Source organism: Nocardia sp. 852002-51101_SCH5132738, assembly GCF_001665695.1.
In the GTDB taxonomy this organism is placed as follows: Bacteria; Actinomycetota; Actinomycetes; order Mycobacteriales; family Mycobacteriaceae; genus Nocardia; species Nocardia nova.
Genome location: NZ_LZML01000061.1, coordinates 1 through 26859 on the forward strand (window position 1 = coordinate 1; position 26859 = coordinate 26859).

General features: G+C 68.7%; 24 protein-coding genes. 7 read left to right on the top strand and 17 right to left on the bottom strand.

Annotated features, from left to right (window positions below):
• Positions 1–109: 109 nt before the first annotated feature.
• From A5789_RS08730 to A5789_RS08745, 4 genes are all read right to left on the bottom strand, one after another.
• The gene (locus A5789_RS08730) at positions 110–1900 is read right to left on the bottom strand and encodes a long-chain fatty acid--CoA ligase (RefSeq protein ID WP_063019029.1); all 1791 of its coding nucleotides are present in this window, start codon (positions 1898–1900) and stop codon (positions 110–112) included.
• 124 nt (positions 1901–2024) lie between these two features.
• Complete coding sequence (locus A5789_RS08735) at positions 2025–2951, bottom strand: alpha/beta hydrolase (protein ID WP_064902044.1); 927 nt, start codon at positions 2949–2951, stop codon at positions 2025–2027.
• A gap of 22 nt (positions 2952–2973) precedes the next feature.
• A complete protein-coding gene (locus tag A5789_RS08740; protein WP_064902043.1) occupies positions 2974–3804 on the bottom strand; it encodes an SDR family oxidoreductase in 831 nt (276 codons plus the stop codon).
• A complete protein-coding gene (locus A5789_RS08745; protein WP_082940561.1) occupies positions 3801–5420 on the bottom strand; it encodes an NAD(P)/FAD-dependent oxidoreductase in 1620 nt (539 codons plus the stop codon). Before A5789_RS08745 ends, A5789_RS08740 begins: the two co-directional genes overlap by 4 nt.
• Before the next feature lie 60 nt (positions 5421–5480).
• On the opposite strand from A5789_RS08745, the gene A5789_RS08750 reads away from it, so the two are divergent.
• On the top strand, positions 5481–6140 hold the full coding sequence (locus tag A5789_RS08750) for a TetR/AcrR family transcriptional regulator (protein WP_063019023.1): 660 nt from the start codon (positions 5481–5483) through the stop codon (positions 6138–6140).
• A gap of 27 nt (positions 6141–6167) precedes the next feature.
• Here A5789_RS08750 and A5789_RS08755 read toward each other — a convergent pair whose 3' ends face one another.
• The 5 genes from A5789_RS08755 to A5789_RS08775 all read right to left on the bottom strand — a co-directional run bounded on the left by A5789_RS08755 (position 6168) and on the right by A5789_RS08775 (position 12702).
• Positions 6168–7913 (bottom strand): MFS transporter, encoded by a 1746-nt coding sequence (locus A5789_RS08755; protein ID WP_227462695.1) that lies wholly within the window; start codon positions 7911–7913, stop codon positions 6168–6170.
• 7 nt (positions 7914–7920) lie between these two features.
• Entirely contained in the window at positions 7921–8484 is a 564-nt protein-coding gene (locus A5789_RS08760) for a hypothetical protein (RefSeq protein ID WP_063012320.1), read from the bottom strand.
• A gap of 69 nt (positions 8485–8553) precedes the next feature.
• Positions 8554–10614, bottom strand: coding sequence for a phosphatase PAP2 family protein (locus A5789_RS08765; RefSeq protein ID WP_064902041.1), 2061 nt, complete (start codon positions 10612–10614; stop codon positions 8554–8556).
• A gap of 31 nt (positions 10615–10645) precedes the next feature.
• Positions 10646–11563 (bottom strand): DMT family transporter, encoded by a 918-nt coding sequence (locus A5789_RS08770; protein ID WP_063012324.1) that lies wholly within the window; start codon positions 11561–11563, stop codon positions 10646–10648.
• A gap of 98 nt (positions 11564–11661) precedes the next feature.
• On the bottom strand, positions 11662–12702 hold the full coding sequence (locus tag A5789_RS08775) for a glycine betaine ABC transporter substrate-binding protein (RefSeq protein WP_064902040.1): 1041 nt from the start codon (positions 12700–12702) through the stop codon (positions 11662–11664).
• 178 nt (positions 12703–12880) lie between these two features.
• Here A5789_RS08775 and A5789_RS08780 point away from each other — a divergent pair, with 178 nt between their 5' ends.
• From A5789_RS08780 to A5789_RS08790, 3 genes are all read left to right on the top strand, one after another.
• Entirely contained in the window at positions 12881–13555 is a 675-nt protein-coding gene (locus A5789_RS08780) for a response regulator transcription factor (protein ID WP_063026572.1), read from the top strand.
• Positions 13552–15051, top strand: coding sequence for a HAMP domain-containing sensor histidine kinase (locus A5789_RS08785; RefSeq protein WP_082940563.1), 1500 nt, complete (start codon positions 13552–13554; stop codon positions 15049–15051). The genes A5789_RS08780 and A5789_RS08785 overlap by 4 nt, the downstream gene beginning before the upstream one ends.
• A 106-nt stretch (positions 15052–15157) precedes the next feature.
• Positions 15158–15487, top strand: a complete 330-nt coding sequence (locus A5789_RS08790) for a heme-binding protein (RefSeq protein ID WP_064902039.1) — start codon at positions 15158–15160, stop codon at positions 15485–15487.
• Between the two features lie 79 nt (positions 15488–15566).
• Here A5789_RS08790 and A5789_RS08795 read toward each other — a convergent pair whose 3' ends face one another.
• The 4 genes from A5789_RS08795 to A5789_RS08810 form a co-directional block, all read right to left on the bottom strand.
• Complete coding sequence (locus tag A5789_RS08795) at positions 15567–16787, bottom strand: NADP-dependent malic enzyme (RefSeq protein ID WP_369817480.1); 1221 nt, start codon at positions 16785–16787, stop codon at positions 15567–15569.
• A 602-nt stretch (positions 16788–17389) separates the two neighbouring features.
• Positions 17390–18973 carry an FAD-binding protein gene (locus A5789_RS08800; RefSeq protein WP_369817479.1) on the bottom strand — a complete coding sequence of 528 codons (1584 nt, stop codon included), beginning with the start codon at positions 18971–18973 and terminating at the stop codon, positions 17390–17392.
• A 51-nt stretch (positions 18974–19024) separates the two neighbouring features.
• Complete coding sequence (locus A5789_RS08805; protein WP_063012332.1) at positions 19025–19291, bottom strand: hypothetical protein; 267 nt, start codon at positions 19289–19291, stop codon at positions 19025–19027.
• Entirely contained in the window at positions 19288–20142 is an 855-nt protein-coding gene (locus A5789_RS08810) for a PHP domain-containing protein (RefSeq protein ID WP_064902056.1), read from the bottom strand. The genes A5789_RS08805 and A5789_RS08810 overlap by 4 nt, the downstream gene beginning before the upstream one ends.
• 32 nt (positions 20143–20174) lie before the next feature.
• Between A5789_RS08810 and A5789_RS08815 the strand changes: the two genes are divergently transcribed.
• The gene (locus A5789_RS08815; protein WP_063012334.1) at positions 20175–21257 is read left to right on the top strand and encodes a magnesium and cobalt transport protein CorA; all 1083 of its coding nucleotides are present in this window, start codon (positions 20175–20177) and stop codon (positions 21255–21257) included.
• 35 nt (positions 21258–21292) lie between these two features.
• Here A5789_RS08815 and A5789_RS08820 read toward each other — a convergent pair whose 3' ends face one another.
• The 4 genes from A5789_RS08820 to A5789_RS08835 form a co-directional block, all read right to left on the bottom strand.
• Complete coding sequence (locus tag A5789_RS08820) at positions 21293–21892, bottom strand: suppressor of fused domain protein (RefSeq protein WP_082856862.1); 600 nt, start codon at positions 21890–21892, stop codon at positions 21293–21295.
• Between the two features lie 22 nt (positions 21893–21914).
• Complete coding sequence (locus tag A5789_RS08825) at positions 21915–22406, bottom strand: general stress protein (RefSeq protein WP_030514914.1); 492 nt, start codon at positions 22404–22406, stop codon at positions 21915–21917.
• A gap of 161 nt (positions 22407–22567) precedes the next feature.
• A complete protein-coding gene (locus A5789_RS08830; protein WP_082940566.1) occupies positions 22568–23617 on the bottom strand; it encodes a fused (3R)-hydroxyacyl-ACP dehydratase subunits HadA/HadB in 1050 nt (349 codons plus the stop codon).
• A gap of 120 nt (positions 23618–23737) precedes the next feature.
• Positions 23738–24685, bottom strand: a complete 948-nt coding sequence (locus A5789_RS08835) for a CoA ester lyase (RefSeq protein WP_063012496.1) — start codon at positions 24683–24685, stop codon at positions 23738–23740.
• A 50-nt stretch (positions 24686–24735) separates the two neighbouring features.
• Between A5789_RS08835 and A5789_RS08840 the strand changes: the two genes are divergently transcribed.
• Both A5789_RS08840 and A5789_RS08845 read left to right on the top strand, forming a co-directional pair.
• A complete protein-coding gene (locus A5789_RS08840; RefSeq protein WP_082856864.1) occupies positions 24736–26103 on the top strand; it encodes a magnesium transporter MgtE N-terminal domain-containing protein in 1368 nt (455 codons plus the stop codon).
• A complete protein-coding gene (locus A5789_RS08845) occupies positions 26100–26708 on the top strand; it encodes a DUF1003 domain-containing protein (RefSeq protein ID WP_063012338.1) in 609 nt (202 codons plus the stop codon). Before A5789_RS08840 ends, A5789_RS08845 begins: the two co-directional genes overlap by 4 nt.
• The last annotated feature ends 151 nt before the right edge of the window (positions 26709–26859 follow it).

The window sequence follows — 26859 nt, forward strand, 5'->3', positions numbered from 1 at the left end:
ACGGCGGCAGCCGGAGAAAATCATCGCCGGATATCGCGCATATCGTCGCACGTCGAAACGCCGAACGGCCCGCCTTCGAGAAGGCGGGCCGTTCGGCGTTCGGGCGGGCTCAGCCGTAGATCGCCTCGACCTCGTCCGCGTAGTTCTTCATCACCACGTTGCGCTTGAGCGACATCTTCGGCGTCAGCTCACCGCTCTCCTCGGTCCAGTCGACCGGCAGGATGCGGGTCTTCTTGATCGCCTCCGCGTGCGAGACCAGCTTGTTGGTGTCCTTGACCGCCTTGTCGATCTCGGCGTTCAGTTCGGGCAGCTCGATCAGCTTCTCGATCGGGGTGTCCTCGGGCACGTTGTTGCGGGTCTTCCAGCCGGGCAGCGCCTCCGGGTCGAGGGTGATCAGCGCGCCGACGAACGGCTTGCCGTCGCCCACCACCATCACCTGACTGATCAGCGGATGCGAGCGCAGGGAATCCTCGAGCATCGCCGGGGAGACGTTCTTACCGCCGGCGGTGACGATGATTTCCTTCTTGCGGCCGGTGATCGTGATGAAACCCTGTTCGTCGATCGCACCGAGATCGCCGGTCTTGAACCAGCCGTCGTCGAAGGCGTCCTCGGTCGCTGTCGGGTTGTTCCAGTACCCGGCGAAGACGACCGGGCCGCGCAGCAGCAGCTCGCCGTCGTCGGCCACCTTGGCGGCGTGACCGCCGAGCGGGCGGCCCACCGAGCCGACCTTCAGGTGTTCGGGGGTGTTCACCGAAACAGCGGCGGTGCTCTCGGTCAGGCCGTAGCCCTCGTAGATCGTGACGCCGATGCCGCGGAAGAAGTGGCCCAGCCGCGCGCCGAGGGGGCCGCCGCCGGAGACGGCGGACTTGCAGCGCCCGCCCATGGCCTCGCGCAGCTTGCCGTAGACCAGTTTGTCGAACACGGTGTGCTTGACCTTGAGCACCAGCCCCGGGCCGCCGTTGTCCAGTGCCTGGCTGTACTCCACGGCGGTGTCGGCGGCGAGATCGAAGATCTTGCCCTTGCCGCCGTCGTGCGCCTTCTGCTTGGCGCCGTTGAACACCTTCTCGAACACCCGCGGCACCGAGAGGATGAAGTCCGGCTTGTACTCGCCGAACTGCTCGACCAGCGTTGACCAGTCGGCCGTGTGCGCGACGGTGACACCGGCGTCGAAGGCCGCCAGCGCGACCGCGCGGGCGAAGACGTGGGCCAGCGGCAGGAACAGCAGCGACCGGTGGCCCGGCTTGAGGAACTGCGGCATCGCGGCGCGGTCGGCAGCCGATTCGGCGTAGAGGTTGGCATGCGAGAGCATGACGCCCTTGGGCCGGCCGGTGGTGCCCGAGGTGTAGATCAGCGACGCCGGCGAGGCGGCCTCGACCTGCTTGCGGCGCTCGTGCACGACCTCGTCGCCGAGATCCTTGCCGCGGGCGACCAGGGTGTCGATCGCGCCGTCGTCGATCACCAGCGGCTCGCCCAATTCGGGCAGACCGTCCTCGATCTCGGCGATGGTGGCCCGGTGCCGGGCGTTCTCGACCACGATCAGCTTCGTGCCCGAATCCGAGAGGATCCAGCGCGCCTGTTCGGCGGAGGAGCTGTCGAAGATCGCGACGGTGCAGCCGCCGGCCGCCCAGATGGCGAAGTCCAGCACGACCCACTCGTACCGGGTGGAGGCCAGGATGGCGACCCGGTCGCCGAGTTCGATGCCCGAGGCGATCAGTCCCTTGGCCACCGCGGTGACGTGCTTCGCGAACTCCGCCGCGGTGACATCTGTCCAACCGCCCTTGCCGTCCGGCCTGTTGAACACCACCAGGCCGGGCGTGCGCTCGGCGTGCCGGAAGGCGCCATCGGACATATTGGCGTCTTCGGGGATGGTGTAGGTAGCCGGGACTTCGAACTCTCGCATCGGTGCCCTTCCACGTGGTCTACTCGCCAGTAATTTACGCCAGCCGCAACGGCAGGTTCCGCCCGGCCGCCCGGTCGAGGATTTTCGACGTGGGTGCGGCCGGGCGGAACCTGTCCTACGGCTCCTATCCTATGGATCCGGTTTGCGCTGGTTGCAGCGATTGACCGAGGAATCCCGCCAGTTCGCGCGCGGCGAGCGCGGCCGGCGCCACCAGCGACGCCTGCAACTGCGAGACGTGCCAGAGCCCGCGCGTCACCGAGAACTGCATCGGCACCTCCGCGGCCCGCAGCGCCGCCGCCAGGCGCACGCACTGCGAATGCAGCAACTCGCCCTCGTCGACCTGGACGTAGGTCGCGGGCAGCCCACCCAGGGACCCCAGCAGTGGCGCGTAGCCCGGATCCAGCGGATCGCCGTCGCCCAGATAGGCGGCGGCGCACAACCGCGACCACGCCTTGTTGACCACCAGATCCCGCTCGCGCGCCGGCAGCTCGTTCGGATCGGCCCACGGGGCGATCAAACCCAGTGCGGCGGGCCGCATTCCGTGCCGGTCGCGCAACCGCAACGCCAGCGCGAGCGACAGTCCGCCGCCGGCGGAATCGCCCGCGACCGCGATCTGCTGCGGCGCGAGTCCGGTGGACACCAGCTCCAGGAAGGCCGCCTCGGCATCGTCGAGCGCGGCCGGATACGGATGTTCCGGCGCCAGCCGATAGTCCGGAACATAGACCGGACAACCGATTTCGCGCGCCAGATGCGCCGCCAGCGACCGATGGGTCGCCGACGACCCGATGGTGTACCCACCACCGTGCAGATACAGCACCGCAGCCGGGCCGTCGGCCGGTCCGGCGGTCACCCGCTCGGCGGGACGGCCGCCCAGCCGCATCCGATGCACCCGGGTGCCGGCGGGCAGCCTCTGCAACACCGAACCGGCGTCGAGCAGGTAGCGCTGGGCCTCCCACGGCAGCCGGCTGTGCATCGCGAACCGGAACATCGGCCCGAGGACGGCCCGCGCGACGGGCAGCGGCAGGGACAAGGGTTTCGAAAGACCAGGCATCACAGTCGGTTCCCGCGGCGGATCAGGGCAGGAACCGGCTGTTGACGACGTTCGCGATGCGCTGATAGTAGGACGCGGTGGTGCGCACGAACAGATCGAGCGCTTTCGCCTCCCAGCCGATCAGCACGCGGCCGTGGCCCTTGCGCACGGCCTCGGTGATGGTCTGCGCGGCCATCTCCGGGGTGTGCAGGGCGAGCTGCTTGTCGAAGAACGAGGAGAACTTCTGGGCGTCGATCCCCTCGGCGTAGGTGGCGTTGCGCGCCACGGCGGTCTTGATACCGCCGGGATGGACGCAGGTCACCTTGATCGGATGCTTGCGCGCCATCATCTCCTGGCGCAGCGATTCGGTGAAGCCGCGGACCGCGAATTTGGCCGCGTTGTACGCACTCTGACCCGGCACCGCGATCAGGCCGAACAGACTGGACACGTTGATCACGTGCCCGTCACCGGATTCGATGAGGGCCGGCAGGAACGCCTTGGTGCCGTTGACGACGCCCCAGAAATCGACATCCATGATGCGCTCGATGTCTTTGAACTGGGAGTCGATCACCTCGCCGTGGAAGGCGATACCGGCGTTGTTGTAGATCTGGTGCACCACGCCGAAGTGCTTTTTCACCTCGTCGGCGTAGAGCAGCACCGCTTCACGCTCGGCCACGTTGAGCCGATCGGACTTCACCTGCGCGCCCAGCGCCTCGACGCGGCGGACGGTTTCGGCCAGACCCTCGGTATCGATGTCGGAGAGGGCGAGTTTCGCGCCCCGGCGGGCCAGATTCTCGGCCAGCGCGCGGCCGATACCCGAGCCGGCGCCCGTGATCACACATACCTTGCCCGTGAAATAAGCGTCATTGCTCACTGTGCTGCTACCACTTTCAGATCGGGACCCGCGGCCCCGTCGGTCGATCGGGTCGTGTCGTACGCCGCGACGTCGAATTTCTCGGTCAGCTTGCGGAAGCGGAACGTGAAATCGGGCCACAGCGTGGTGTTGTTGCCGTGCTTGTCCAGATACCAGCTGGCACAACCACCGTTGAGCCAGACGCTGTTGGACATGCGGTCCTGCAGATCGCGGTTGTAGCTGTCCTGCGCGTCTTTCCTCACCTCGACCGTACGCAGGCCGCGCTGGTCGAAGGTGGCGATCGCGTCGGCGATGTAGTTGATCTGCGATTCGATCATGTACACCATCGAGGTGTGGCCGAGGCCGACGTTCGGGCCGAGCAGGAAGAACATGTTCGGGAAGTTGTGGATCGCCGCACCCTTGTAGCCCTGCTGCCCGATCTCGTCGAACAGTTCGGTGAGCGTGCGGCCGTCGCGACCGGAGATCGTCTCGTACACCGGCGAATCGGTGACGTGGAATCCGGTCGCCACGATGAGCGCGTCGATCTCGCGCTCGGTGCCGTCGGCGGTGACGATGGAATTCGCGCGGATCTCGCGGATGCCGTCGGTGACCACGTCGACGTTGTCGCGCCCGAGCGCCGGGTAGTACTCGTTGGAGATCAGCATGCGCTTGCAGCCGATGCGGAAGTTCGGCGTGACCTTCTCCCGCAGCTGCGCGTCCGGCACCTCGAGCCGCAGCTTCAGCCGGGCCAGGCCCTCCAGCGCGAGCATAGCCGGCGGGAATTTCGCCAGGCCGACGACCTGCGTTTCACGGGCGGCGTAGATGGCCGCGCGCGACAACTTCTGCACGCCCGGAACATATTTGAAGGCCAGGCGCTCGGGCAGGGTGTACGGGCGGTCGATCCGCGGCAGCAGCCACGGCGCGGTGCGCTGGTAGACGTCGAGATGGGCCACCTTCGGCGCGATCGACGGCACGATCTGGATGGCGGAGGCGCCGGTGCCGATCACCGCGACCCGCTTGCCGGTCAGATCCGCGTCGTGATCCCAGCGTGCGGAGTGGAAGATGCGGCCCCGGAAGTCGTTGATGCCCTTGATATCCGGAAGATTCGGCTCGCACAGCGCGCCGACGGCGGAGACCAGGATATCGGCGGTGAACGCGCCCTTGCTGGTCTGCACCTCCCAGCGGGCTTGCTCCTCGTTCCACCGGGCGCCGGTCATCTCGCAGTCGAAGATGTGCTTGTCCCGCACGCCGTGACGGTCGGCCACGCCCTGGATGTAGGACTGGATCTCCGGCTGCTTGGAGAACGAGCGCGACCAGTTCGGATTGAGCGCGAACGAGTAGGAGTACAGCTGCGACGGCACATCGCAGGCCGCGCCGGGGTAGGTGTTGTCGCGCCAGGTACCGCCGACGTCGTTGCCGCGCTCGAGCACCAGGTAGTCGTCACGACCCTGCCGGCTCAAACGGATGGCCAGGCCCAGGCCCGAGAATCCACTGCCGACGATCAACGTATGCACATGACGCGCCCCCGCTGCACTGCGGCTCCGCCCATCACGGCCTTCGCGGCGCTCTCCGTGGTCACGCAAGCTACCGCCTTCGAGCGCGTCGCTACGGCCGTTGTCTGTAACCCTACGACTCATGTATCAAACCCTACGATCCTATTGAGCAGGAGTCAACAGTATTGACTACCGTTCAGTAGGATGGCAACCGTGAGTGACAACGGTCCCGGCACCAAACGGGTGCGGCTGAGCCCGGACGAACGCCGCGAACAGCTGGTGTCCCTGGGCGTGAAAATGCTGCGCGACCGCACGCTGGAGGACATTTCCATCGGGGAGATCGCACGGCAGGCGGGAATCTCGCGCGGCCTGCTCTTCCACTACTTCGCCTCGAAACAGGATTTTCAGCGCGCCATCGTGCGCCGCGCCAACGAGGAACTACTCGCTCGCACCATGCCCGACCGCAGCCTCGATCTGTTCAGCATGCTGCGCGACGCGGTCGAACGCTACATCGACTACGTCAGCGAGAACCGGATCTCCTATCAGGGCCTGCTGCGCGGACCCGCCAGCGGCAGCCCCGAACTGGTAGCCCTCGCCGATGCCACCCGCGATGCCATGGTGGACCGCATCCTCACCGAAACCCCGCTGGCGGCAGACGATCCCGAACTGCCGCGACTGCGCCTGGTCTTCCGCGGCTGGATCGCGTTCGTCGAGGAGACGACGCTGATCTGGTTGCGGGAGGAGCAGATCGGCCGTACCGAGTTGATCGACACCCTGGTCGGCGCACTACCCGCGCTCGCCATGCATCCCGTGCTCACCGAATGGCTGGCCGGTTCGGCCGACGGCAGCGTGCTGCCCGCGTGATCCCGGCCGCGTGCTGCCCGCGTGGTCTCAGTTTTCGTGCAGGTATCCGGCGCGATCGCCGCGCCGCGGTAACCAGAGCGCGGTGACCACGGCGGCGACCAGGATCATGATCGCCGACACCAGCAGCGCCACCTCGAGTCCGCGGTGGAAGGCCTCGTAGGTGGCATGGATGACCCGGTTCACGATCGGCCCGTAGGCGGCCGAGGCCGCCGCGTCACCGCCGGCCGGAACGTTGCCGGTCTCGATGGCGTCGATGACGATGGCCTGGAAATTCGCCGGAACGCCGATCTGCTGCAACCGATCTCGCAGATCGGAGTTCAGGAATGAGTTGACCAGCGACCCCAGCGCGGCCACCCCCACCACCGCGCCGACCTGACGCATGGTGTTCGTGGCCGCGGCGGCCATACCGGAGTGTTCGGCCGGAACACCGGACAGAACGGCGGAGGTCAGCGGCACCACCGCGATCCCGAAACCGAGTCCCGCCAGCATCAGGGCCAGCGCCAGGGGCGTGAATTCGACTGTGACGCCGAGGAACTGGCGAGTGAGCAGAATACCTGCGGCGCCGAGCACACAGCCGGCGATCATCGGCGTGCGGGAGCCGCGCAGTGCCACCCAGAATCCGGAGATCAGCGAGCCGACGATGATGGCCACGGCCATCGGGCCGAACACCGCGGCGGTTCGCCACCCCGAATAGTCGACCACTTCCTGCAGATACAGCGCGGTAAAGAAGAAGATCGAGAAGATCCCGAAGTACACCGCGAACGCGACCACCAGCGCACTGCGCACCAGCGGTCGCTCCAGGTAGCGGAAGTCGAACATCGGATTGGCCGCGCGCGACTCGACCACCAGGAAGGCGACGAAGGCGATCGCTCCGATCACGAACAGCGTGATCACCGAGGCGGCCGAATACCCCACCTGCTCACCGGAGATGGCCGCGTAGATCACGCAGCCGAGAAAGGTCGCGCCCAGGAAGAATCCGGCCCAGTCGACCGGGCCGGGCTGCGGATCGGCGCTTTCCGGGACGAATTTCAGCGCCGCTGCCAGCACCACCACGCCGACGATCAGGTTGAACCAGAAGATCGAGCGCCAGCCGAACGCCCCGACCAGCAGGCCGCCGATCACCGGCCCCAGCGCCAGCGCCAACCCGGAGACCGCCGCCCACGCGCCCAGCGCCTTCGCGCGGGCGCCGCGATCGGGGAAGATGTGCCGGATCACCGACAGCGTGCCCGGTTCGGAGGCCGCCGCACCGACACCCATCACCGCGCGCCCGGCGATCAGGATCGAGACACTGCCGGCCACCGCGGACAATACCGAGCCGAGGGCGAACACCACCAGCCCGCCGACCATGACGCGTTTGCGGCCCCACCGGTCGCCGAGAGTGCCCGCGGTGAGCATCAGACTCGCGAACACCAGCGTGTAGGCGTTCACCACCCACTGCAGCGACACCACACCGGCATGCAGGTCGGACTGGACGGCGCCCAGGGCGACGCTGACGATCGTGGTGTCGAGGAAGGTGACGAACAGGACGGCGGTGACCACCGCGAGCGCCACATAGGGACGCTCGGCACCGGGCGACACAGGCTGCGCCGCAACGGAATCCATCGAAGCCGCACCGCTCGCCGCCGCGGGCTCGGCCCGTGCACTCGCGGCGGGGCCGGTACCGGGCACAGCGGATTCGGAGCCCGCCCCGGCAGCCGAGGCGGCCGATGCGGCGCGGTGCGGCGGGCGGCCCGATCCGGCGCCGCGGCGGTCCGACGGGTCCGACGACGTCATCGCGATCTCAGCTGGTCGGCGCGGGAAGGATGGTGGGGTTCGCGGGTGTCGCGCCGGGGGCCGGCGTCGCACCCGGACTCGGGGCGCCCGAGGCCGTTCCGCAGACCGGCGGGGCCGCGCCCTCCAGGGTGAGCAACGCGCAGAAGGTCGCGGCCGTCACCTTCCAGGTGCCCTCGACCTGCACCGCGCCGCCCTGCTGCCCGGACAGGGCCGGGGTGCCGTTGAACAGCACGTCGAAGGTCACGTCGGCGTGGTCGGTGCTGGTGCTCGCGACATTGGTGACCTTGGCCGAGGCGGATTTGGCCATCGGCGAATCGGCCTGTGCCTTGATCGCGGCGGCGAATGCGGGCCCGTTCTCGAGGAGGGCGATCTTCTGGTCGGCGGGGGTGGATCCGTCGAAGAAGCGCTCGAAGTTCCGGCTGACCGCCTGGGTCACCGTCGGGGTCCCGCTACTGGACGATTCGGCGGATTTGCTGCCGGAATCATCGCTGCCGCAGGCGGCCGCCACGGTCACCAGCGCGGTAAGTGCGCATGCCGCAAGCATTTTCGCCGCGATCCCATGATCGAACATAATGCGGCCTCCCTCGGTGACGGTAGGCTCGGTGATCAACTCGCTCGAAGACTACTCGCCGGACCGGGGCTACGGACGCTTATCGGCCACGAATGCGGTATCGGCGAGTTCGGCCAGTACGTCGGGCAACTCGGCGGCGACCGCCCGGGCATCGAGGATCGCCGGATCCACCGAAAGCCCGATCCCCAATTCGCCGTTCCAGCTCAGCACCCCGGCGACCAGCGGCACTCCAGGCGCCGACGGCAGAATCGGAAATACCTGGGTGATCGGCATATTCGCGAAAGTCATCGCCATATCGGGGCCGGCCATATTGGAGACGATCGCGTGGAAGAACCGCCCGCCGTACACCGACCGCGCGAAGGCCCCCACCGCCGGTTCGGGAAACAGCCGGAGCACCCGATCCATCACGAAATGCGAGGCGAGCGCCCGGGTTCCGGAATGCAGCCGGTCGCTGCGGGAGCGGATCTCGGCCAGTCGCTGCGCCGGGGTCGCCGCCGTCAGCGGGATATCGATCATCACGGCGGCGGTTGAATTGCCCTCCGCTCCCGACGTGGGGTCGCGCACCATCAACGGCACCGCCACCCGGATCTGCCCGCGCAATCGCTCGTCCAGGTCGGGGCGCAGCCGGTGCAGCGCGGTGACGGTGACGCTCAGCAGCACGTCGGTCACCCGGGCACGGTGCGAACGAGCCACGGCCCGAACGGTTTCCAGGTCCAGCGAGCAGACGGTGAACACCCGTCGCAGACAGTCGTCGGGCAGTATTCCCTTCGGCTGCGCGTCGGCGGCCAACTGCGCCAGACCGGCCGCGGTACCGGCGACGAGGGTGCCCCAGCTCGGCGGTTTGCGCTCGGCCACCGGCAGATCGATGGTCGGTCGCAGCAGGCGCAGCGCCTGCACCACGGTGCCGATGCCGTCGGCGACCACATGGTGCAGCAGCAGGACCACGCCGATCGCGCCGGCCTCCGGGTCGCGCACCAGGACGAGGCGCCACAACGGCCGATCCTTGGGCAGCACCTCGGCGGCCAGATCCGTCACCACCCGGCCGATTCCGTCCACTCGCCGCGCCACCGCGCTCGGCGTCATGGTCGCTTCGGCCGTCGCCGCACCGAAAGCCGTCCCGGGGCCGGCCTCTCGACCACTCGGGTCGGCGACGGTAGCCGGATCGGTGCCCGGAACCGTGCGCTCGGTGACATGCCAGTCCCAGTCGACCGGACTGTCCACCCAGCGTGCCCTGCGCCACCGCCCCGGCTGGTCCAGACGCTGCTGGAACCGCGGCAGATGGGCCAGCTCGCCCTGGACCAGTTCCCGCACCACGTCGAGGCCGGGCCCGCCGTCGGCCCGCGGCCGGAACACGACCATGCCGCCCACCTGCTGCGGAATGCCGGACTTCTCGATGTGCAGGAAGAACGCGTCGGCAGGAGGCACCACGGGCGGCCGCGCGTACCAGCGATCGACCAGCTGGATACTCACAGCGACGAAGGCCACCGCGATCACCGCGTCGAGGACGAAGTGGTTCGCGGTCGCGACGATGACATAGGTGGTCAGCCCGACGTGGAAGGCGCTGAGCACCTGCACCACCCAGCCGCCGGAGACGCGGGCCAGCACCACGCTCACCCACAGTGCCCAGCCGACGTGCAGCGAGGGCACCGCCGCGAGTTGATTCGCCCCCGACACCAGCGACGAACCCCAGGACCCCCAGGTGTGGCCGTCGACGACGGTGTCGGTGAAGCCCAGCTCGGGCAGCAGCCGCGGCGGGGTGACCGGAAAGAGCGCGAAACACGCGATGGACAGGATGTTCAGCAGCAGGAAGGAGTCGCGGGCGCGGGCGTAGTCGGCGCGGCGGCGAAAATACATCCAGAACAGCAGCGCGAAGGCACTGACGATGTAGGTGAACGCGTATTCGTAGTTGGCCAGGGTCGCGAGCAGCACGCGCGACTCCAGCCAGCGGTTGAGTGGACGCTCGAAGTCGATGGCGAGCCACTGCTCGAGATCGAAGATGCGATGGGCATTGCGATCGGCCAGTTCGCGGCGGGCCGGGGTGTGCAGCGCGTCGACCGCCAGGTACAGCCCGAATACCGCGAGCCCGACCACACAGTCCCGCCACAGCACCGGACGCGACGGATTGCCCACACAACCGTCATAACACATGTGTCGCAAGCTTTTACGACATCAAGCTGGGCGATTCGTCGGTTATCTCCTTGTTACCGGCGTAGAAGGCGCGGGCCAGCGGCGAATGGGCGAGTCCGCCGATACCGGCGGCGATCAGCGCTCCGGCGACCGCGACCCCGGCCAGCGCCCCGGCGGTGTGCGGTAGCGCGACCTTGAAGGCCAGCACGCCGACCACGTAACTGACGATCGGATTCGTCACGCTCATGGCTGCGATCGCCCATGGCAGCGGCCCGGCGGCGAAGGCGGTCTGCTCCAATACCAGCCCGCTGAGGGTGGAAACGGCGAGCAGATAGCCGGGCCAGTCGCCGGCGGTGGCGGGAATGCCGCGATAGATCAGATCCTCGGTGGTCAGCTTCATGAAGACCGCGCTCATCGCGAAACAGACGCCGGCGGCCACCGCGACGAGATTCGCCGCCACCCAGATCGGGCAGCGGATGCTGATCAGGGCGAGCAACGCCACCAGCGCCGCGGCGGAGAAGGTGGCCAGCAGTACGCGGCCGCGATCCGGGTCGCCCTCGAGCGGCGCCACGCCGCCGACGCCGAACAGCACTCCCAGCCCGGCGCAGACCAACAGCGCGAACCAGATGTCGCGCCCGCGCGGGCGACGACGGCGGCCGAACGCCTCGAGCGGAACCGCGAACAACAACTGCGTCGACATCAGCGGCTGCACGGCCGCCACCGAACCCAGATGCAGCGCTGCCGCCTGAGTGAGGAAACCCGCGAGATTCGTGATCCAGCCGCGCAGCCACGTGCCACTGCGCAGCAGACGGTGCATCAGTGTGGTCATACCGAAGACCCGGGCCGCCCGGGGTTGTTCGGCGACCACGGTGCGTGCCGCGCGCTGTTGCAGATAACCGGCCGCGGCGAACAGGAATGCGGCCAGCACTCCCAACGCAATGACCAGGACCATGCGGAACTCCGCTCAGGTGATCTATTCGCACTGTACGCCCGACTCCGTGTCGAACCTGATCATGAACGATGAGCGGGAACGGCGGACGAGCGGGGTGCTCAGAGGGCGTGTTCGTCGAGCCAGGTGCGGGCGAGGTCGGCCGCCGAGGCGTGTTCGTCACGCACGCGGCGGATCATGGTCGCGAATTCGGCCGTGGTGAGCTCGCCGGCGACGTAGTTGAGTTTCTTGATCTGCCGCTGGTCCAAGGCGCCCTGACGCAGCAGCGGGACGACGTTCTGCGCGCGGAAGGCATATGCCGGATCCGTGACGACGGCCGGATCCGTGCGGGCGGCCGAATCGCCGGGGCCACCCGGCAGCAGTGCGACGGCCGAGGTGAACACGCCCGCGTCGACGGTTCCGTCGCGCAATGCCTTTCGTAGTTCGGCATCGCCGGGAAATTCGACGTGACGGGTGATATCGCAGCCGTAGACCGTGCGCAGCGGCGTCACGACGTCGCGCTGCGGGTCCGGCGGCGGCCGCAGCGGGTCGAGTTCGCGTCCGCCGGCGATGCCGACGGTCAGCTCACCGCAATGCGGTGCCAGATCGGCGGCATTCGCCGGATAGCGCGCGGCCGCGGCGGCGCCGAGCGCGAGTTGCGGGCGCAGGTCCGTGGCGTCGGCGAGATCCGACACCGCCAGTCCCTCCGGAACGGCCCGGCTCAAGTCGTCGGCGACCGAGCCGACATAGCGCGCCTCGAGCGTGACCGGCGACCCCGCCGTCATGTCGACCGCCGGGCCGGGGGCATGGTGTGCCGCGACGCTCTCGGCCGTCGCCCGGTCCGGCGCGGTCGCCGAGGACGAGGAGTCGAAGGTCGTCAGGAGATCGCCGCTGGTATCGCCGACCAGAGTGATCGTGCCCGCGTCCAGGGCCGCCAGATAGTCCGCACGCTGTCCGAGATGCTTCTTCACCGTCGTCGGCGTGCCGGCGCGCGCGAGCGCCTGCGCGTAGATTTCGGCGAGCACCTCCGACTGCGCCGAATCGCCGGCGCCGACGGTGATCGTCGCTCCACCGTCCTCGTTGGCACATGCCACCGCCAGCGTGGCGGCGGTGACGGCGACCAGAACCCGGGCCGTCACTCGCACCGATCCGGCCAATCCCATCCGGCGACACCCACTCCCGATAGTCAGCGACAACCACATCCGGCGGCCGGGGCGCCCCGGCACAGGAATCGTAGGTGGGCCGCGTCCGTGCCGACGCCCCGCACCCCTGCCGGCCCGCGAACCGGACTCTCGAGCAGTATTCAGCCGGGTCTCAGCCGGGGCGACGAATAATGTGCGGGTGCAGCCGGGACGCATTCTCCTGATCGAAGACGCCGACGCCATTCGCACGGCGGTCGCTGCGGCCGTGCACGCCGCCGGGCACGAGGTTCTGGCACGCGAACACGGCGACCGGCTCGAGCCCGACCTGGAGCGATTCCGTCCCGATGTCGTCGTGCTCGACGTGATGCTGCCGGGCCGCGACGGTTTCGGCCTGCTCGAGGTGGTGCGCGCCCGCAGCAGCGCCGGAGTGGTGATGCTGACCGCGCGCGACGGTGTGGAGGACCGGGTGCGCGGACTGCGATCCGGTTCCGACGACTACGTGGTGAAACCCTTCGACCTCGCCGAACTGGTGGCACGGATCGAGGCGCTGCTGCGGCGGATGGGGCGCATGCACAGTCGCATCGCCATCGACGATCTGGTGCTGGAAACCGATTCCGGCGTGGTGCTGCGTGGCCGCGAACCGATCAGCCTCACCGCCACCGAATTCAAACTCCTCGCCTACCTCGCCGCGCACCGCGACCGAGTCGTCACCAAAACCCAAATCCTCACCGCGGTCTGGGGTTACGAGGACTACGACCCGAACCTCGTGGAGGTCTACGTCAGCGCGGTGCGCCGCAAACTGGAGGAACACGGACCGCGACTGCTGCACACGGTGCGCGGTATGGGCTACGCGTTACGGGCGAATCCGCGATGAGCGGCACCCCCGGCCACCGCGCGCCCCCACCGCCCGATCTCCCGGACGACGCGGGCGACGCGGGCGAATCCGGACCGCACACGTTGCCGACGATATCGCTGCGCCGCCGGGTAACCCTCACGGCGGCAACGGTTTCCGGGCTCGCACTGGTCGTGGTGGCGCTGGCGGTGCACAGTCTGTTCGGCATCGTGGCGGCGCGCAGCGAGAACACCGTGCTCACCGATCGGGCGCAGCTGGCCCGGCAACTCGCGCAGCAGAACACTCCGCCCGCGGAATTGATCGCCCGCGTGGACAATCGCTCGGTCCGGGCGCGGCTGGTCCTGGCCGACGGCACCGCCTACGGCAGTCTCTCGCCCCGGCACGCCGGCGACAGCGGTATCCGGACCAGAACCATCACCCTGGGCGGTGGCGGCACCGTGGACCGCGCCCGGCTCACCCTGCAGGTCGACACCCCGCTGCTGACCAAGCTGCGGTCGCGCCTGGGCCTGGTCCTGATCGGGGTGACCGCGACCGCCCTCGTCGTGATCATCGCGGCGCTGTGGTGGGGACTGCGCCGAGCGCTGGCACCCTTGGATTCGATGACCCGGCTGGCCCGCGACATCGCCCGCGGCCGCCGTGGACGCCGCCTCTCCCCCGCCCGTACGGATACCGAATTGGGCCGCACGGCGAGCGCATTCGACGAAATGCTGGACGCCCTGGAGGGCGCGGAGGCCCGGGCCCGGGCCTCGGAACAGCAGATGCGCGCCTTCGTCGGGGATGCCGCGCACGAACTGCGCACCCCGATCGCGGGGATCAAGGCCATGGCCGAAGCGGTGCTGCATCAACCCGCCGATATCGACACCGAAGAGCGTGAGCGCATGTACCTGCTGCTGGTGCGCGAGGCGCAGCGGGCCGGCCGCCTCGTGGAGGATCTACTGGACATGGCGCGCATCGACGCCGGGCTCACCCTGCAACCGCAGCCGGTCGACCTGCACGAACTGGCCCGCACCCAGCTGGACCGGATGCGAGTCCTGCATCCCGGGACAGCTTTCCGGCTCACCGGCCCCTCGGTGCCGGCGGTCGCCGACCCCGAACGCATCGGCCAGATCCTGATCAACCTCCTGGCCAACGCCTGCCAAGCCATGGGACAGGACGGAACGGTGAGTGTCACCGTCGTCGAGCCCGGTGCGCCCGGCGGCCGGTCGGACATCCTGCCCCCCATGGCCGAAATCCGTGTCGCCGATACGGGTCCGGGCGTGCCCGCCGCGGAACGCGAGCACATCTTCGACCGCCTGGTCCGCCTCGACGCCGCCCGCGACCGGCGCCGCGACGGCGCGGGTATGGGCCTGGCGATCGCGCGCGGGATCGCCCGGGCCCACGGGGGTGACCTCCGCTGCGTCGAGCCGCCGCCCGGAACCGCCGGCGCGGTATTCGTACTGACGCTTCCGCCGGCCCCGCCGACGGCCGATGGTCACACCGGCCGCGCGGTGAGCGCCGAAGGCCGCCCGCCTTTCTGAAGTTCGGCTGAAGATCCGTCCGGCCCACTCGGCGTTTTCAGGGTCCTTTCAGATTCGGCGCGCAGATTCGGACCCGACACGTTCCCGTATGAATGGAGTTACCGGTATGAAGCGCACTGTCGCCGCCCTGCTGGCCGGCACCGCCGGAATCGCCGCCCTCGCCATCGCCGTGCCCGGCGTCGCCTCGGCCGACGCCCCGCAGTGCAGCCCGCAGGCACGCGCCCAGGTCCAGGCCCAGACCGCCCCGCAGGTCGCCGCATTCCTGGCGGGCCACCCGGATCTGGCCGCCGAACTGGCCAAGGTGAAGGGTATGCCGAAGGATCAGCGCAAGGCCGAGATGCAGGCCTATCGCCAGGGCCACCAGCAGGAGCTGAAGGACTTCCGCGGGGTGCGGCAGCCGATGATCGACTACCGCAAGGCCTGCCACAAGAAGTAGCGGCCGCGCGTCGGCGTCCGAATACGGCGAGGGCGCCCCGGGAGTTCCCGGGGCGCCCTCGCTGTGATCGAACCTGGTGTTACGCAACGCCTTCCGCGCGCGCGGCCGCGGCCACGGCCTCGGCGACCGCCGGAGCGACCCGGGGATCGAGCGGGCTCGGGATGATCTTGTCGACCGAGAGTTCGTCGGCCACCACACCGAAGATGGCGTTGGCGGCGGCCACCTTCATGCCCTCGGTGATCCGGCGCGCACCGGCATCCAGCGCACCCTTGAACACGCCCGGGAAGGCGAGCACGTTGTTGATCTGGTTCGGGAAGTCGCTGCGGCCGGTCGCCACGATGGCGGCGTAGCGGCGCGCGACCTCCGGGTGGATCTCCGGATCCGGGTTCGACATGGCGAACACGATGGACTCCGGCGCCATCGAGGCGATCAGTTCCTCGGCGATGGTCCCGGCCGACAGGCCCAGGAACACATCCGCACCGGCCAGCGCCTCGGCCGCACCGCCGGTGACGCCACGCGGGTTGGTGCGGGCGGCCAGATCGGCCTTCACCTCGTTGAGGTCCGCGCGCTCCCGGCTGACGATGCCCTTCGAGTCGAGCACCACCACATCCGACACGCCGGCGGCCAGCAGGATGTTCGAGCAGGCCACACCCGCGGCACCGGCACCGGAGACGACCACCTTCAGGTCGGCGATATCGCGCCCCTGCACCTTGGCCGCGCCGTTGAGCGCCGCCAGCACCACGATGGCGGTGCCGTGCTGGTCGTCGTGCATGACCGGGCAGTCCAGCGCCTCGACGACGCGCTTCTCGATCTCGAAGCAGCGCGGGGCGGAGATGTCCTCCAGGTTCACCGCACCGAAGCTCGGACGCAGGCGCACCAGGGTTTCCACGATCTCGTCGACATCCTTGGTGTCGAGCACGATCGGAATCGAGTCCAGCCCGGCGAACTTCTTGAACAGCGCGGCCTTGCCCTCCATGACCGGCAGCGACGCCCGCGGACCGATGTCACCCAGGCCGAGGACCGCGGTGCCGTCGCTGACCACGACCACCAGACGGTCGGTCCACGTGTAGCGCTTGGCCAGCGCCTCGTCCTGGTGGATGGCGCGACTCACCTGCGCGACGCCCGGCGTGTACGCGATGGACAGATCACGCTGGGTCTCCAGCGGTGCGGACAATTCCACCGAAAGCTTGCCACCGAGATGGCCGGCGAAAATTTCCTCGTGCGTGATAGCGGACAGATCGGTCGTATCGGTTTCACGGCTCGCTGTAGTGGCATTCGGTGCGTCAGTCACAGATGACACGATTTCACTCCTGCTCGGTCCGGGCTGAACCGGCTCACGGTTACCGCCGGGTTTTTCGTATAAAAGGTCTTCGAAATTCGAACGATGTGCGCCGACCGCGCGTTCACGTGGCCGCGCAAAACCGTTCGGTGATTACATCGCGGCATGCCGTGGGGGTACCGGCTGGTACGGCATACGCGCGTTCGCGCCTTTGCGGGCTTGCTTCTTTGCGATCTGGCCGCGCACGATCCGTCGAGCGAGAACCGGACGGGTGGTCCGGGCAAGGCTGCGGGGTGATCCGCGGATCGGAGCCGTGCGTCACGAACCGAAGGTCACCAACCGTCCCGGACCGGGCGGTGGCGTCGGCCGGGAATCCGCAACATTCTGCCAGTACCGACAGGGAGTTGCAAAATCGCTCCTCGACCGGGCCGCGATCCTCTCGATGCGGGGCCGGCCCTAGCGCGGGTGTCTACTGCCATCTTCCGAGGGTAGGGCCCCCGAATTACCTGCGCGTAAGGGGAAACTCGCCCCTGCTGGGAAGCAGCGGTGAACAGTCCCACCGCCACCCGGAACGCCGATGTGAGCTCAGGGTTGACGCAGGCTGTCACCTCCGGGCCTGTCCGCTACGCCGGGCGCACCCAGATCTCGTTCACGCCGCCGGTCAGCAGGCGGCGCCGCCAGTTGCGGGCCGGGCCGGGATGATCGGTGCGCCGATGCAGGCCCCGGGTCTCGGTGCGCGCCAACGCGCTGTACTTCGTCCAGCGGGCCACCGCCAGCAAGGCCGCGGCCTGCCGGGCCCGCACCTGGTCGGCGCCGGCGCCGCCGAGCCCGTATTCGGTGACCGGCCACATCGCGTCGAGTTCGGCGATGCTGTCGCGCAGGCTGCCCGCACTGCGCCAATAGCTGCGCCGCAGCGGCAACGTATGTTCCTGCACCAGCCCGATCACCGCACGGGGATCGATATCCGCGCGCGGATCGTCGCCGGGATGGGAATTCAGCCCGGCCCCCGGAACCGGCCGCGCGTCGCCGACGCGGCCCCGGTGGCGAGCGAACCGCGCCGCGCCCGATCCGGCCCACATTCCGGACGAGATCGCCCACCCGCCGCCGTGCCCGTCGAACCCGCCGACCGCACCGGTGATCGGTTCCCGGGATGCCACGTCCCCCGCGGCATACAGTCCGGGAACCGTTGTGGCGCAATCGAATCCGGTCAGCTTGATGCCACCGGAACCACGCACGGTGCCCTGCAGGACCGGACGCAGTCGCACCCGGCCGGCCGACGGCGACGCGTCGGCACCGGCGCTCGCGGGCACCGCCGTGGTTCCCGATGGCGCCGCCGACGCGGGGCCGTACCGTACGGCGGACTCCGGCGGAATCTCGGCGTAGACCGCCCTCCCCTCCGCCAGCGCGGTGAGGGCCGCGGACCGGACGGTGAAGTCGTCACCGTCGATGCGAGCCCCCGATTCGTCGTACAGCGAGGCGAACCGGGGCTCACGCAGATCGCTCATCGTCGCGAGACCGTAGGCGCCGGAGAACTCCATGCCCGACAATTCGGTGCCCGCCTCCGCCGCCATCAGCAGGCCCTCACCGGTATCGACATCGGTTCCCGCGCCACCGGCCAGAAACGCGCACCCACCCGTCGCGAGCACCACCGCACCCGCGCGGATGGTCCAGCCGCGGTATCGGTCGTCACCGGCGAGCCCACCGGCCCCGCACACCACGCCGTCGGCGTCGACCAGCAGATACAGCGCCGGGTGATGATCGACGACCTGGACACCCAATCGGAACAGCGTGCGCCGCAGCGCCGCCAGATACCGCCGGCCCTCGAGGTGGACGCGCGTCGACGGCCCGTCTCCGGCCTGCCGGTATCCCCAGCGCAGCAAGTGGGCGATGCGGTGATGGGTCTCGCCGAGCACCCGGTCCATCCACTCGGGGTCACCGAGGTCACCACCGCGCGAGAGACTGTGCGCCAGCGCCCGCTCCCGCTCCGGCCCGGGCGGGATATCCCACAGCGCGACAACGCCTTTCGACGTCGGACCGCATTCACCGCAACGACCCTTGTCGACCAGGATCACGCGCGCTCCGGCCGTCGCCGCCGTCAACGCCGCCCAGGCACCCGCCGGGCCGCCACCCACCACCAGCACATCGGCGGACGTCTCCGCCGCGAACTCGGATACCGCGCGAATAGTGGACCGGCTACGCACGCTCACAAAGGAAAATATTCGGCCACAATTCATCCGGCCGCAACTGTTACGCGGAGATCAATTCCACCATTGCGTAACCAATAGGTAACCCGCCGCCACAAAGACGACCAGAGATCCGAAAAACGCCGGAATTCCCCGACGCCGGTCGGAAAAAATTTGCGCGCCGAGCGCCAGCGCCGCCATTCCGATATGCCAGCCGACACTGCTCGCCCCCGGTCCGGGAAATCCGCGCCGCACCCCCAGGACCGCCGCGCCGACGACGACCGCCGCCAGCACCACCAATCCGGCGGCCACCGTTCCGCTGAGCGCCCGCACGACCCTCACGAGGCGACCACCGCGACGCCGCTCGCCTTCTCGGCCAGACGCTCGAATTGCTCTGCGTCCGTGAGGCATTCGCCCAGTCCCACGGGTTTGTCGGCGCCGTGGTAATCCGAGGATCCGGTACCGATGAGGTCCAGTTCGCGTGCCAGCTCGCGCAGCACCGCCCGGTCGGCGGGATTGTGGTCGGGGTGATCGATCTCGAGTCCGCCCAGCCCGCGCTCGGCCAGATCGCGGATGTCGTCGAGCGCCAGCAGCCGCCCCCGGGTGCGGGCGCGCGCGTGCGCGACCACGGTCACCCCACCGGCCGCGGCCGCCATCTCCACCGCCTGCCGCAGCGGCGTGTCGGCCTTCTCGACGTAATAGCGGCCGCGCGGCGCGAGCAGATCGTCGAAGGCCGCGCCGACCGTCGGGACCACACCGACCTCGACCAGCGCTCGCGCCAGATGTGGGCGTCCCGCTGCCGGGCCCGCCGCGGCGAGTACCGCGTCCGGGTCGATCGGCAGGCCATCGGCCACCATGAGATCGGCCATCGCGCGCACTCGCGAGACGCGTTCGGTGCGCAACCGCTCGCGTTCGGCGGCGAAGGCGGCATCGGCCGGATCGAACAGGTAGGCCAGCAGATGCACCGGCACCGGCCAGCCGTCCTCCCCCATACCGACGCAGGACATCTCCATCCCGCGCACCAACCGCAGCCCCGCGGGCAGCGCGGTGACCGCCTCGTCCCATCCGGAGGTGGTGTCGTGATCGGTGATCGCCACCACATCCAGCCCCGCCGCCGCGGCCGCGCGCATCAGATCGCCGGGAGTGTCGGTGCCGTCGGATGCGGTCGAATGGGTGTGGAGGTCGATACGCACGCGTTCCATCTTGCCCAACTAGCATCCGGGGCGTGCCCTCGATACCGCCGTTTCCCCCGTTCCGTGGCTCCGGGAGGTCGCGGCGCGGGCCGCAGCTGCCCCGGATTCCGGTTCCCACCGCCCGCGCGATCGTCGACTGCGGCGTCTATGTCGACGGCCGCCGCCAGTCCGGACATGTGACCCCGGCGGCCGCGCTGGCTCAGGTGCGCGAGCGCGGCGACGGCTTCGTCTGGGTGGGCATGCACGCTCCCGACGCCGACCAGATGGCCGAGGTGGGCGAGATCTTCGGCCTGCACGAACTCGCGGTCGAAGACGCCGTCCACGCCCATCAGCGCCCCAAACTGGAACGCTACGACGACACCCTGTTCCTGGTGTTGCGCACTGTGAAATACCTCGAACACGACCCCAACTCGGTCAGCGAGATCGTGCAGACCGGCGAGATCATGATCTTCATCGGCGCGGATTTCGTGGTCACCGTCCGCCATGGCGAGCACACCGCGCTGAAGGTGGTGCGCGAGGAGATGGAGAAGCATCCCGAACGCCTGGCACTGGGACCGGGCGCGGTCCTGCACGCCGTGGCCGACCATGTGGTGGATACGTATCTCCTGGTGACGCAGTCGGTCGAAGACGATGTCGAGGGCATGGAGGAAGAGGTCTTCACCCCGCGCAGCCGGCTCACCATCGAGGCCATCTATCAGCTCAAGCGCGAGGTGGTCGAGTTGCGGCGGGCGGTCAACCCGCTGGCGCTGCCGCTGCAGGTGCTCAGCCGCAGTTCGGAACTGCCGATGCCGAAGGAGATCCGCCGCTATCTGCGTGACGTCGCCGACCACCACACCGCGGTCGCCGAGCGGATCAGCGATTTCGACGAGGCGCTCAGCGCGCTGATCAACGCGGCGCTGGCGAAGGTCAGCGTGCAGCAGAACACCGATATGCGCAAGATCTCGGCCTGGGCCGCGATGGCCGCGGTGCCGACCATGATCGCCGGCATCTACGGCATGAACTTCACCCATATGCCGGAGCTGTCGTGGACCTACGGATACGGGATGGTGTGGATCGTGATCCTGGTCATCTGCGGTGCGCTGTTCGTCGCGCTGCGGCGCAACAAGTGGTTGTGAGGCTGGACGTTTCGCTGCCGGGTGCCCGCACGGTCTTACAGATTCGCGGCGGCCCGGTGCGGATCCCGGATGTCGATCCCCGCTTCGGCCCACGCGTCCCGGAGCGCCGCGGCCCCACGCACCCGCACCCACGCCGCCTCGGTGGCGGTGATCGGCGCGACCGACAGGAATCGCACCGGATCGGCGGGTTCCGGCAGCGCCACCTCGGCGATATCGGCCTCGCCCAGCAGGACCGCGGTGAAGGGAGCGTTGTGCCACAACGGTTCTCCGAGGTCGAGCAGCGCATCCGGTTGCAGCACAACGCCTTCCACCGCGGGCGCGGCGATCAGCACGCCGAGTCCGCGCGGCAGGCCCGCCTGGGCACCGGCTCCGCCGCGCAGCGTCAGCACCAGTTCGGCGCGCGGGCCGCGCACGGGGTCGGCCAGCGCCGCCGCGGAATCGGTCATCGGATGCCGGGAGCCGCCGAGGGTGACGTAGTGCACGAACTCGCCGTCGGGGATGCGCAGGATGTCGATCGGCTCCAGGCCGAGGAAGGTCACCGACGCGGAGTCGAAGCGGGTATCGTCGAATCCCGACCCCGTCCGGGGGATGCCGAAATGCGTCAGTACCGCGGACCGCACCTGATCGAGTTCCATAGCCCTAGAGCGTGCCAGAGCCCTACAGCGCCAGGCGCGCCAGCATATCCCGCGCCTGCTCGGCCACCTTCGGGTCGCACAGCACGTCGTAGCGGCCGGCGACCAGCTGCATGGTGGAGGCGAAGTCGCGGGTGCCGCGGGTGGCGGCGTACGGGATCACCGCCGAGATGAGCCCGAAGATGATGCCGCCGACCAGGCCGACCACCAGCGGCCCGATCACGCCGCCCGTGGTGAACAGGCTCAGCAGCAACCCCAGGAACAGGCCCAGCCAGGCGCCCGAAACCATGCCGCCGCCAATGACTTTGCCCCAAGTAAGCCGGCCCAGCACTCGTTCGACCTGCATCAGATCGACACCCACGATGGTCATGTTCTCCACCGGGAACTGGTTGTCGGCCAGATAGTCGACCGCCCGCTGCGCCTCGGCGTAGGTCGGATAGGAGGCGACCGGCCACCCCGACGGCGGCGTCGGCAAGCCGGGCCGATTGCGATTCGGACTACCCAACGGATTGGTCATAACTCCACGATCCTAGGTCGATATCGCCGCTGCGGCTGGATGCGACGACTCAGCGGCGCACCGCGTGTCCGATTTTACCGCCGAAAGGCAGCAGTTCGGACATTGCACCGCCGAGGATCACACCGGGTGGACCGCATGCATCGACCCGGACGAACCCCGGCTCACGCCAAGCGGACCTCGGCGGTGGCCAGACCGAATATCTTGCGGCCCGCCGACTTCGCGACGACCACCACGACGGCGGTGCGGGCCTGCGGATCGAGGGATTTGATCCGGCCGGTGAATTCGACGACGCCCGCGGACCGGTCGTCCACGATCGTGTAGTTCGACAGCCGCACCGCGTATCGGGTCAGCGCTCCGGGGTCGCCCAGCCATCCGGTGACGAAGCCCGCGCCGAGCCCCATCGTGAGCATGCCGTGCGCGATGACGTCGGGCAGGCCCGCGAGCGCGGCGACGCCGTCGTGCCAGTGGATGGGGTTGGCGTCACCCGAGACACCCGCGTAGTTCACCAGATCACCGCGTGTGACCCGCGCGGTGCGCGGCGGGAGCTCGTCGCCCACCGCGACCTCTTCGAAGCGAATGACATTGTGCAGTACGCGCTTTCGCGATACCTCGGAGAAGCGGTGGTCGCGGCGGGGCGCGACGGCGGCTTCCAGCACTTCCGCCTCGGAAAGCCCCTGCGCCGCCGACGGCGCCCCGACACCCTGCATGATCACGCGTTCGATCGCACCGCCGACACCCGCGTCGATATCGTCGCCGACGACACCGACCGCGGTCGTGTGCATCACGTGGACGACCTCGTCGAACTGATCGGTGAAGGTGTTGGTGACGGTGATCAGATCCTTTCCGGCGATGGTGCGCACCGCGGCGACCTCGACGTCGCTCACCAGACGATCACCGGAGACCACCGGCCGATGGAACTCGAAAACCTGATCGGTCTGCACGTACACGTCGTAGCCGGTGATGACGCGTTCGAACAGCCGGCGATTGGCCAGCATCGCGGGAATCGACAGGAACGTGGGCGGCGCGACCACCGCGCCGTAGCCGTACTCCGCGGCGGCCGCCTCCCGCCAGTGCACCGGGCCGTGATCCTGCACCGCACGGGCGTACTCGCGAATCTTCTCCCGCCCGACCTCGTAGTAGTCCTCGGCACGGTAGGCATATCCCACCAGGGACCGCGTGTATGCCGCCACATCCACGGTTAGCTCGGACAAGCCACACTCCTCAACGCTCGGCTGCGCTGGAGCGTATGCACGCCGCAGCCACCGGTCGCCGGATCCGCCTACCTTTCGGAAGGTTTCACGACACGCGGGCGGGCCGATTGTGAGTTGTCGCTATGCCTGCGGCGGGACGAAACTCGTGCTGCGGGCCATCCCCGCGGCCCGGCCCTTCTCCGCGACGACCTGCGCCATCTTCGCGCTGGCCTCGTCGATCATCTCGTCGCCGAGCATGACCGCGCCGCGGGCGCCGCCGGCGGTCGAGGTGTGATACGCGTAGGCGTCGAGGATCTCCTCGGCGCGGTCGTAATCGGCCTGGCGCGGGCTGAAGATCTCGTTGCACGCCTCGACCTGCGTGGGGTGCAGCACCCATTTGCCGTCGAAACCGAGGGCCGCGGTGCGGGATGCGGCGCGGCGGAAGCCGTCGAGATCGCGGATCTGCAGATAGGGACCGTCGATGGCCTGCAGGCCGTGGGCCCGGGCGGCGAGCAGGATGGTCATCAGAATGTGGTGGTAGGCGTCGCCGGGCGCGTAGCCCTCGGGCTGTTCACCGACCACCAGGGTGCGCATGTTGATACTGGCCATGAAGTCGGCGGGACCGAAGACCAGGGTCTGCACGCGCGGACTGGCGGTGGCGATCTCGTCGATGTTGCGCAGTCCCTGCGCGTTCTCGATCTGCGGCTCGATCCCGATGCGGCCCACCTCGAGGCCGTTGGCCTTCTCCAGCTGGGTCAGCAGCAGATCGAGCGCGCGCACCTGGGCACCGTCGAGCACCTTGGGCAGCAGAATCGCGTCCAGATCGCGGCCGGCGCCCTCGACCACCGAAATGACGTCGGCGTAGGTCCATTCCGTCGTCCAGTCGTTGACCCGCACCACCTTGATCTGATTGCCCCAGCCGGGCGAGTTCAGCGCGGCGACGATATTGGCGCGGGCAGCGGCCTTGGCGGGCGGAGCGACGGCATCCTCGAGGTCGAGAAAGATCTCGTCGGCGGGCAAACCCTTGGCCTTGTCGATCATCCGAAGATTACTGCCGGGTACGGCTAGCACCGATCGACGCGTTGACATGGGCGGCTCCTGAATCGTCTCGCGGGGCGGCACCACATAGCCTTGCACTTATGGCAGCAACGAAAGTTTTCGCCGCCAGGCTGGCGGGCCTGGTGGTACTGGGTCCGGACGGCGAGTCTATCGGCCGTCTGCGGGACGTGGTGATCTCCATCCGCTACGACCGCCAGCAACCCCGGGTGCTGGGACTACTGGTCGAATTACCCACGCGCAAACGTATTTTCGTCCCGATGCTCCGGGTCAACGCGATCGAGCCGAACTCGGTCAACCTCAACACCGGCACCGTGAGCCTGCGCCGCTTCGAACAGCGGCCCGGCGAAATGCTGGCGTTGGCGCAGGTGCTCGACTCCAAGGTGCGCGTCGTCGATCCCGAACTCCCGGACCTGGAAGGGGTGGACGTCTTCGTCGTCGACCTCGGCATCGAACAGAGCCGCACCCGCGACTGGGTGCTCTCGCGGGTGGCGGTGCGCGGACATCGGCGCCTGGGCCGGCGACGCGAGGTGCACGTGGTCGAGTGGTCGGATGTGCGCGGGCTGACCCAGCACGAACTGAATCTGCCCGGGCAGGACGTCACCCAGCTGCTCGGCCAGTTCGAGGGCCTGCGCCCGGCAGACGTGGCGCATCTGCTGCGCGAACTGCCCGAGAAGCGCCGGATCGAACTGGCCCGGGCCCTCGACGACGAACGGCTCGCCGACGTCGTGCAGGAACTTCCGGAGAACGACCAGGTCGACGTGCTGCAGAATCTGGGTGTCGAACGCGCGGCCGACCTGCTCGAGGCGATGGACCCCGACGACGCCGCCGACTTGCTGGGCGAGCTGCCCACCGGCGAGGCCGAGGCGCTGCTGGCGCTGATGGATCCGGAGGAATCGGAGCCGGTGCGGCGCCTGCTCGAATATTCGCCCTACACCGCGGGCGGCATGATGACGCCGCGCCCGGTGGTGCTCACGCCCGCGGCGACCGTCGCCGAGGCATTGGCCCGCATCCGCGACCCCGACCTGACCCCGGCGCTGGCGTCGATGGTGTTCGTGGTCCGCCCGCCGACCGCGACGCCGACCGGCCGCTATCTGGGTTGTGTGCACACCCAGGCGCTGCTGCGGGAACCGCCCGCGACCATGGTGGGCGGGTTGGTCGACAGCGACCTCACCCAGTTGCATCCCGATGCCGCGCTGACGGCGGTCACCCGCTACTTCGCGACCTACAACCTGGTCTGCGGGCCGGTGGTGGACGAGGAGAATCACCTGCTCGGCGCGGTGAGCGTCGACGACGTGCTGGACCATCTGCTGCCCGAGGACTGGCGCGAACAGGACGAGGACGCCACCGAACCGGCGAGCACGATCCATTCCATCGCGGCGGCGTCGCGCGCGGCGGCGACGGGTAACGCGGGGGCGGGTAAAGCGGCGGCCGGAAGGGCGAAAGCATGAGTGAGCGCAGCGAACGCGCGAGCCGCCCGGACAAGCCGATCGCCCGGGCGCGCTTGGAGACACCTGTCGAATCGCGGTTCCGATTCGAGATCGACCCCGAGGCCGTGGCGCGGGGCAGTGAGACCGTGGCCCGCTTCCTGGGGACCGGTCGTTATCTGCTGTTGCAGACGGTCGTGGTCGTGGTCTGGATCGGCCTCAACGTCTTCGCGGTCAGCCTGCAGTGGGATCCGTATCCGTTCATCCTGCTCAACCTGGCCTTCTCCACCCAGGCCGCATATGCCGCACCCCTGATCCTGCTGGCCCAGAACCGGCAGGACAACCGCGACAAGGTATCTCTCGAGGAAGATCGCCGCCGGGCGGCACAGACCAAGGCGGACACCGAATTCCTGGCCCGGGAGCTGGCGGCGCTGCGGATCGCGGTGGGCGAGGTGGCTACTCGCGACTATCTGCGCCGCGAACTCGAGGACATCAAAGACGCTCTGGCGCGGCTCCAACTCCATGCGCCTCTGGACGACGAAGATGCTGTCGAGACGGCGAAGTCCAAGAAAAGTACCGATCGAAAGAGGGGTCGAGTACCGATTTCGCCTCAAATAGATGGCGGCTGACCGCAATTATCGATAACAAGGTGCTGACCGACAGGTAACCTGGATCACGTTGTCCGTGGCGGCCCCGCGCGAATCAGGTCGCTCAACGACTACGAGGGGATTGGTTGTGCCGATGCGAATATCTGGACCGATTACCGTATCGGCGCTGGTG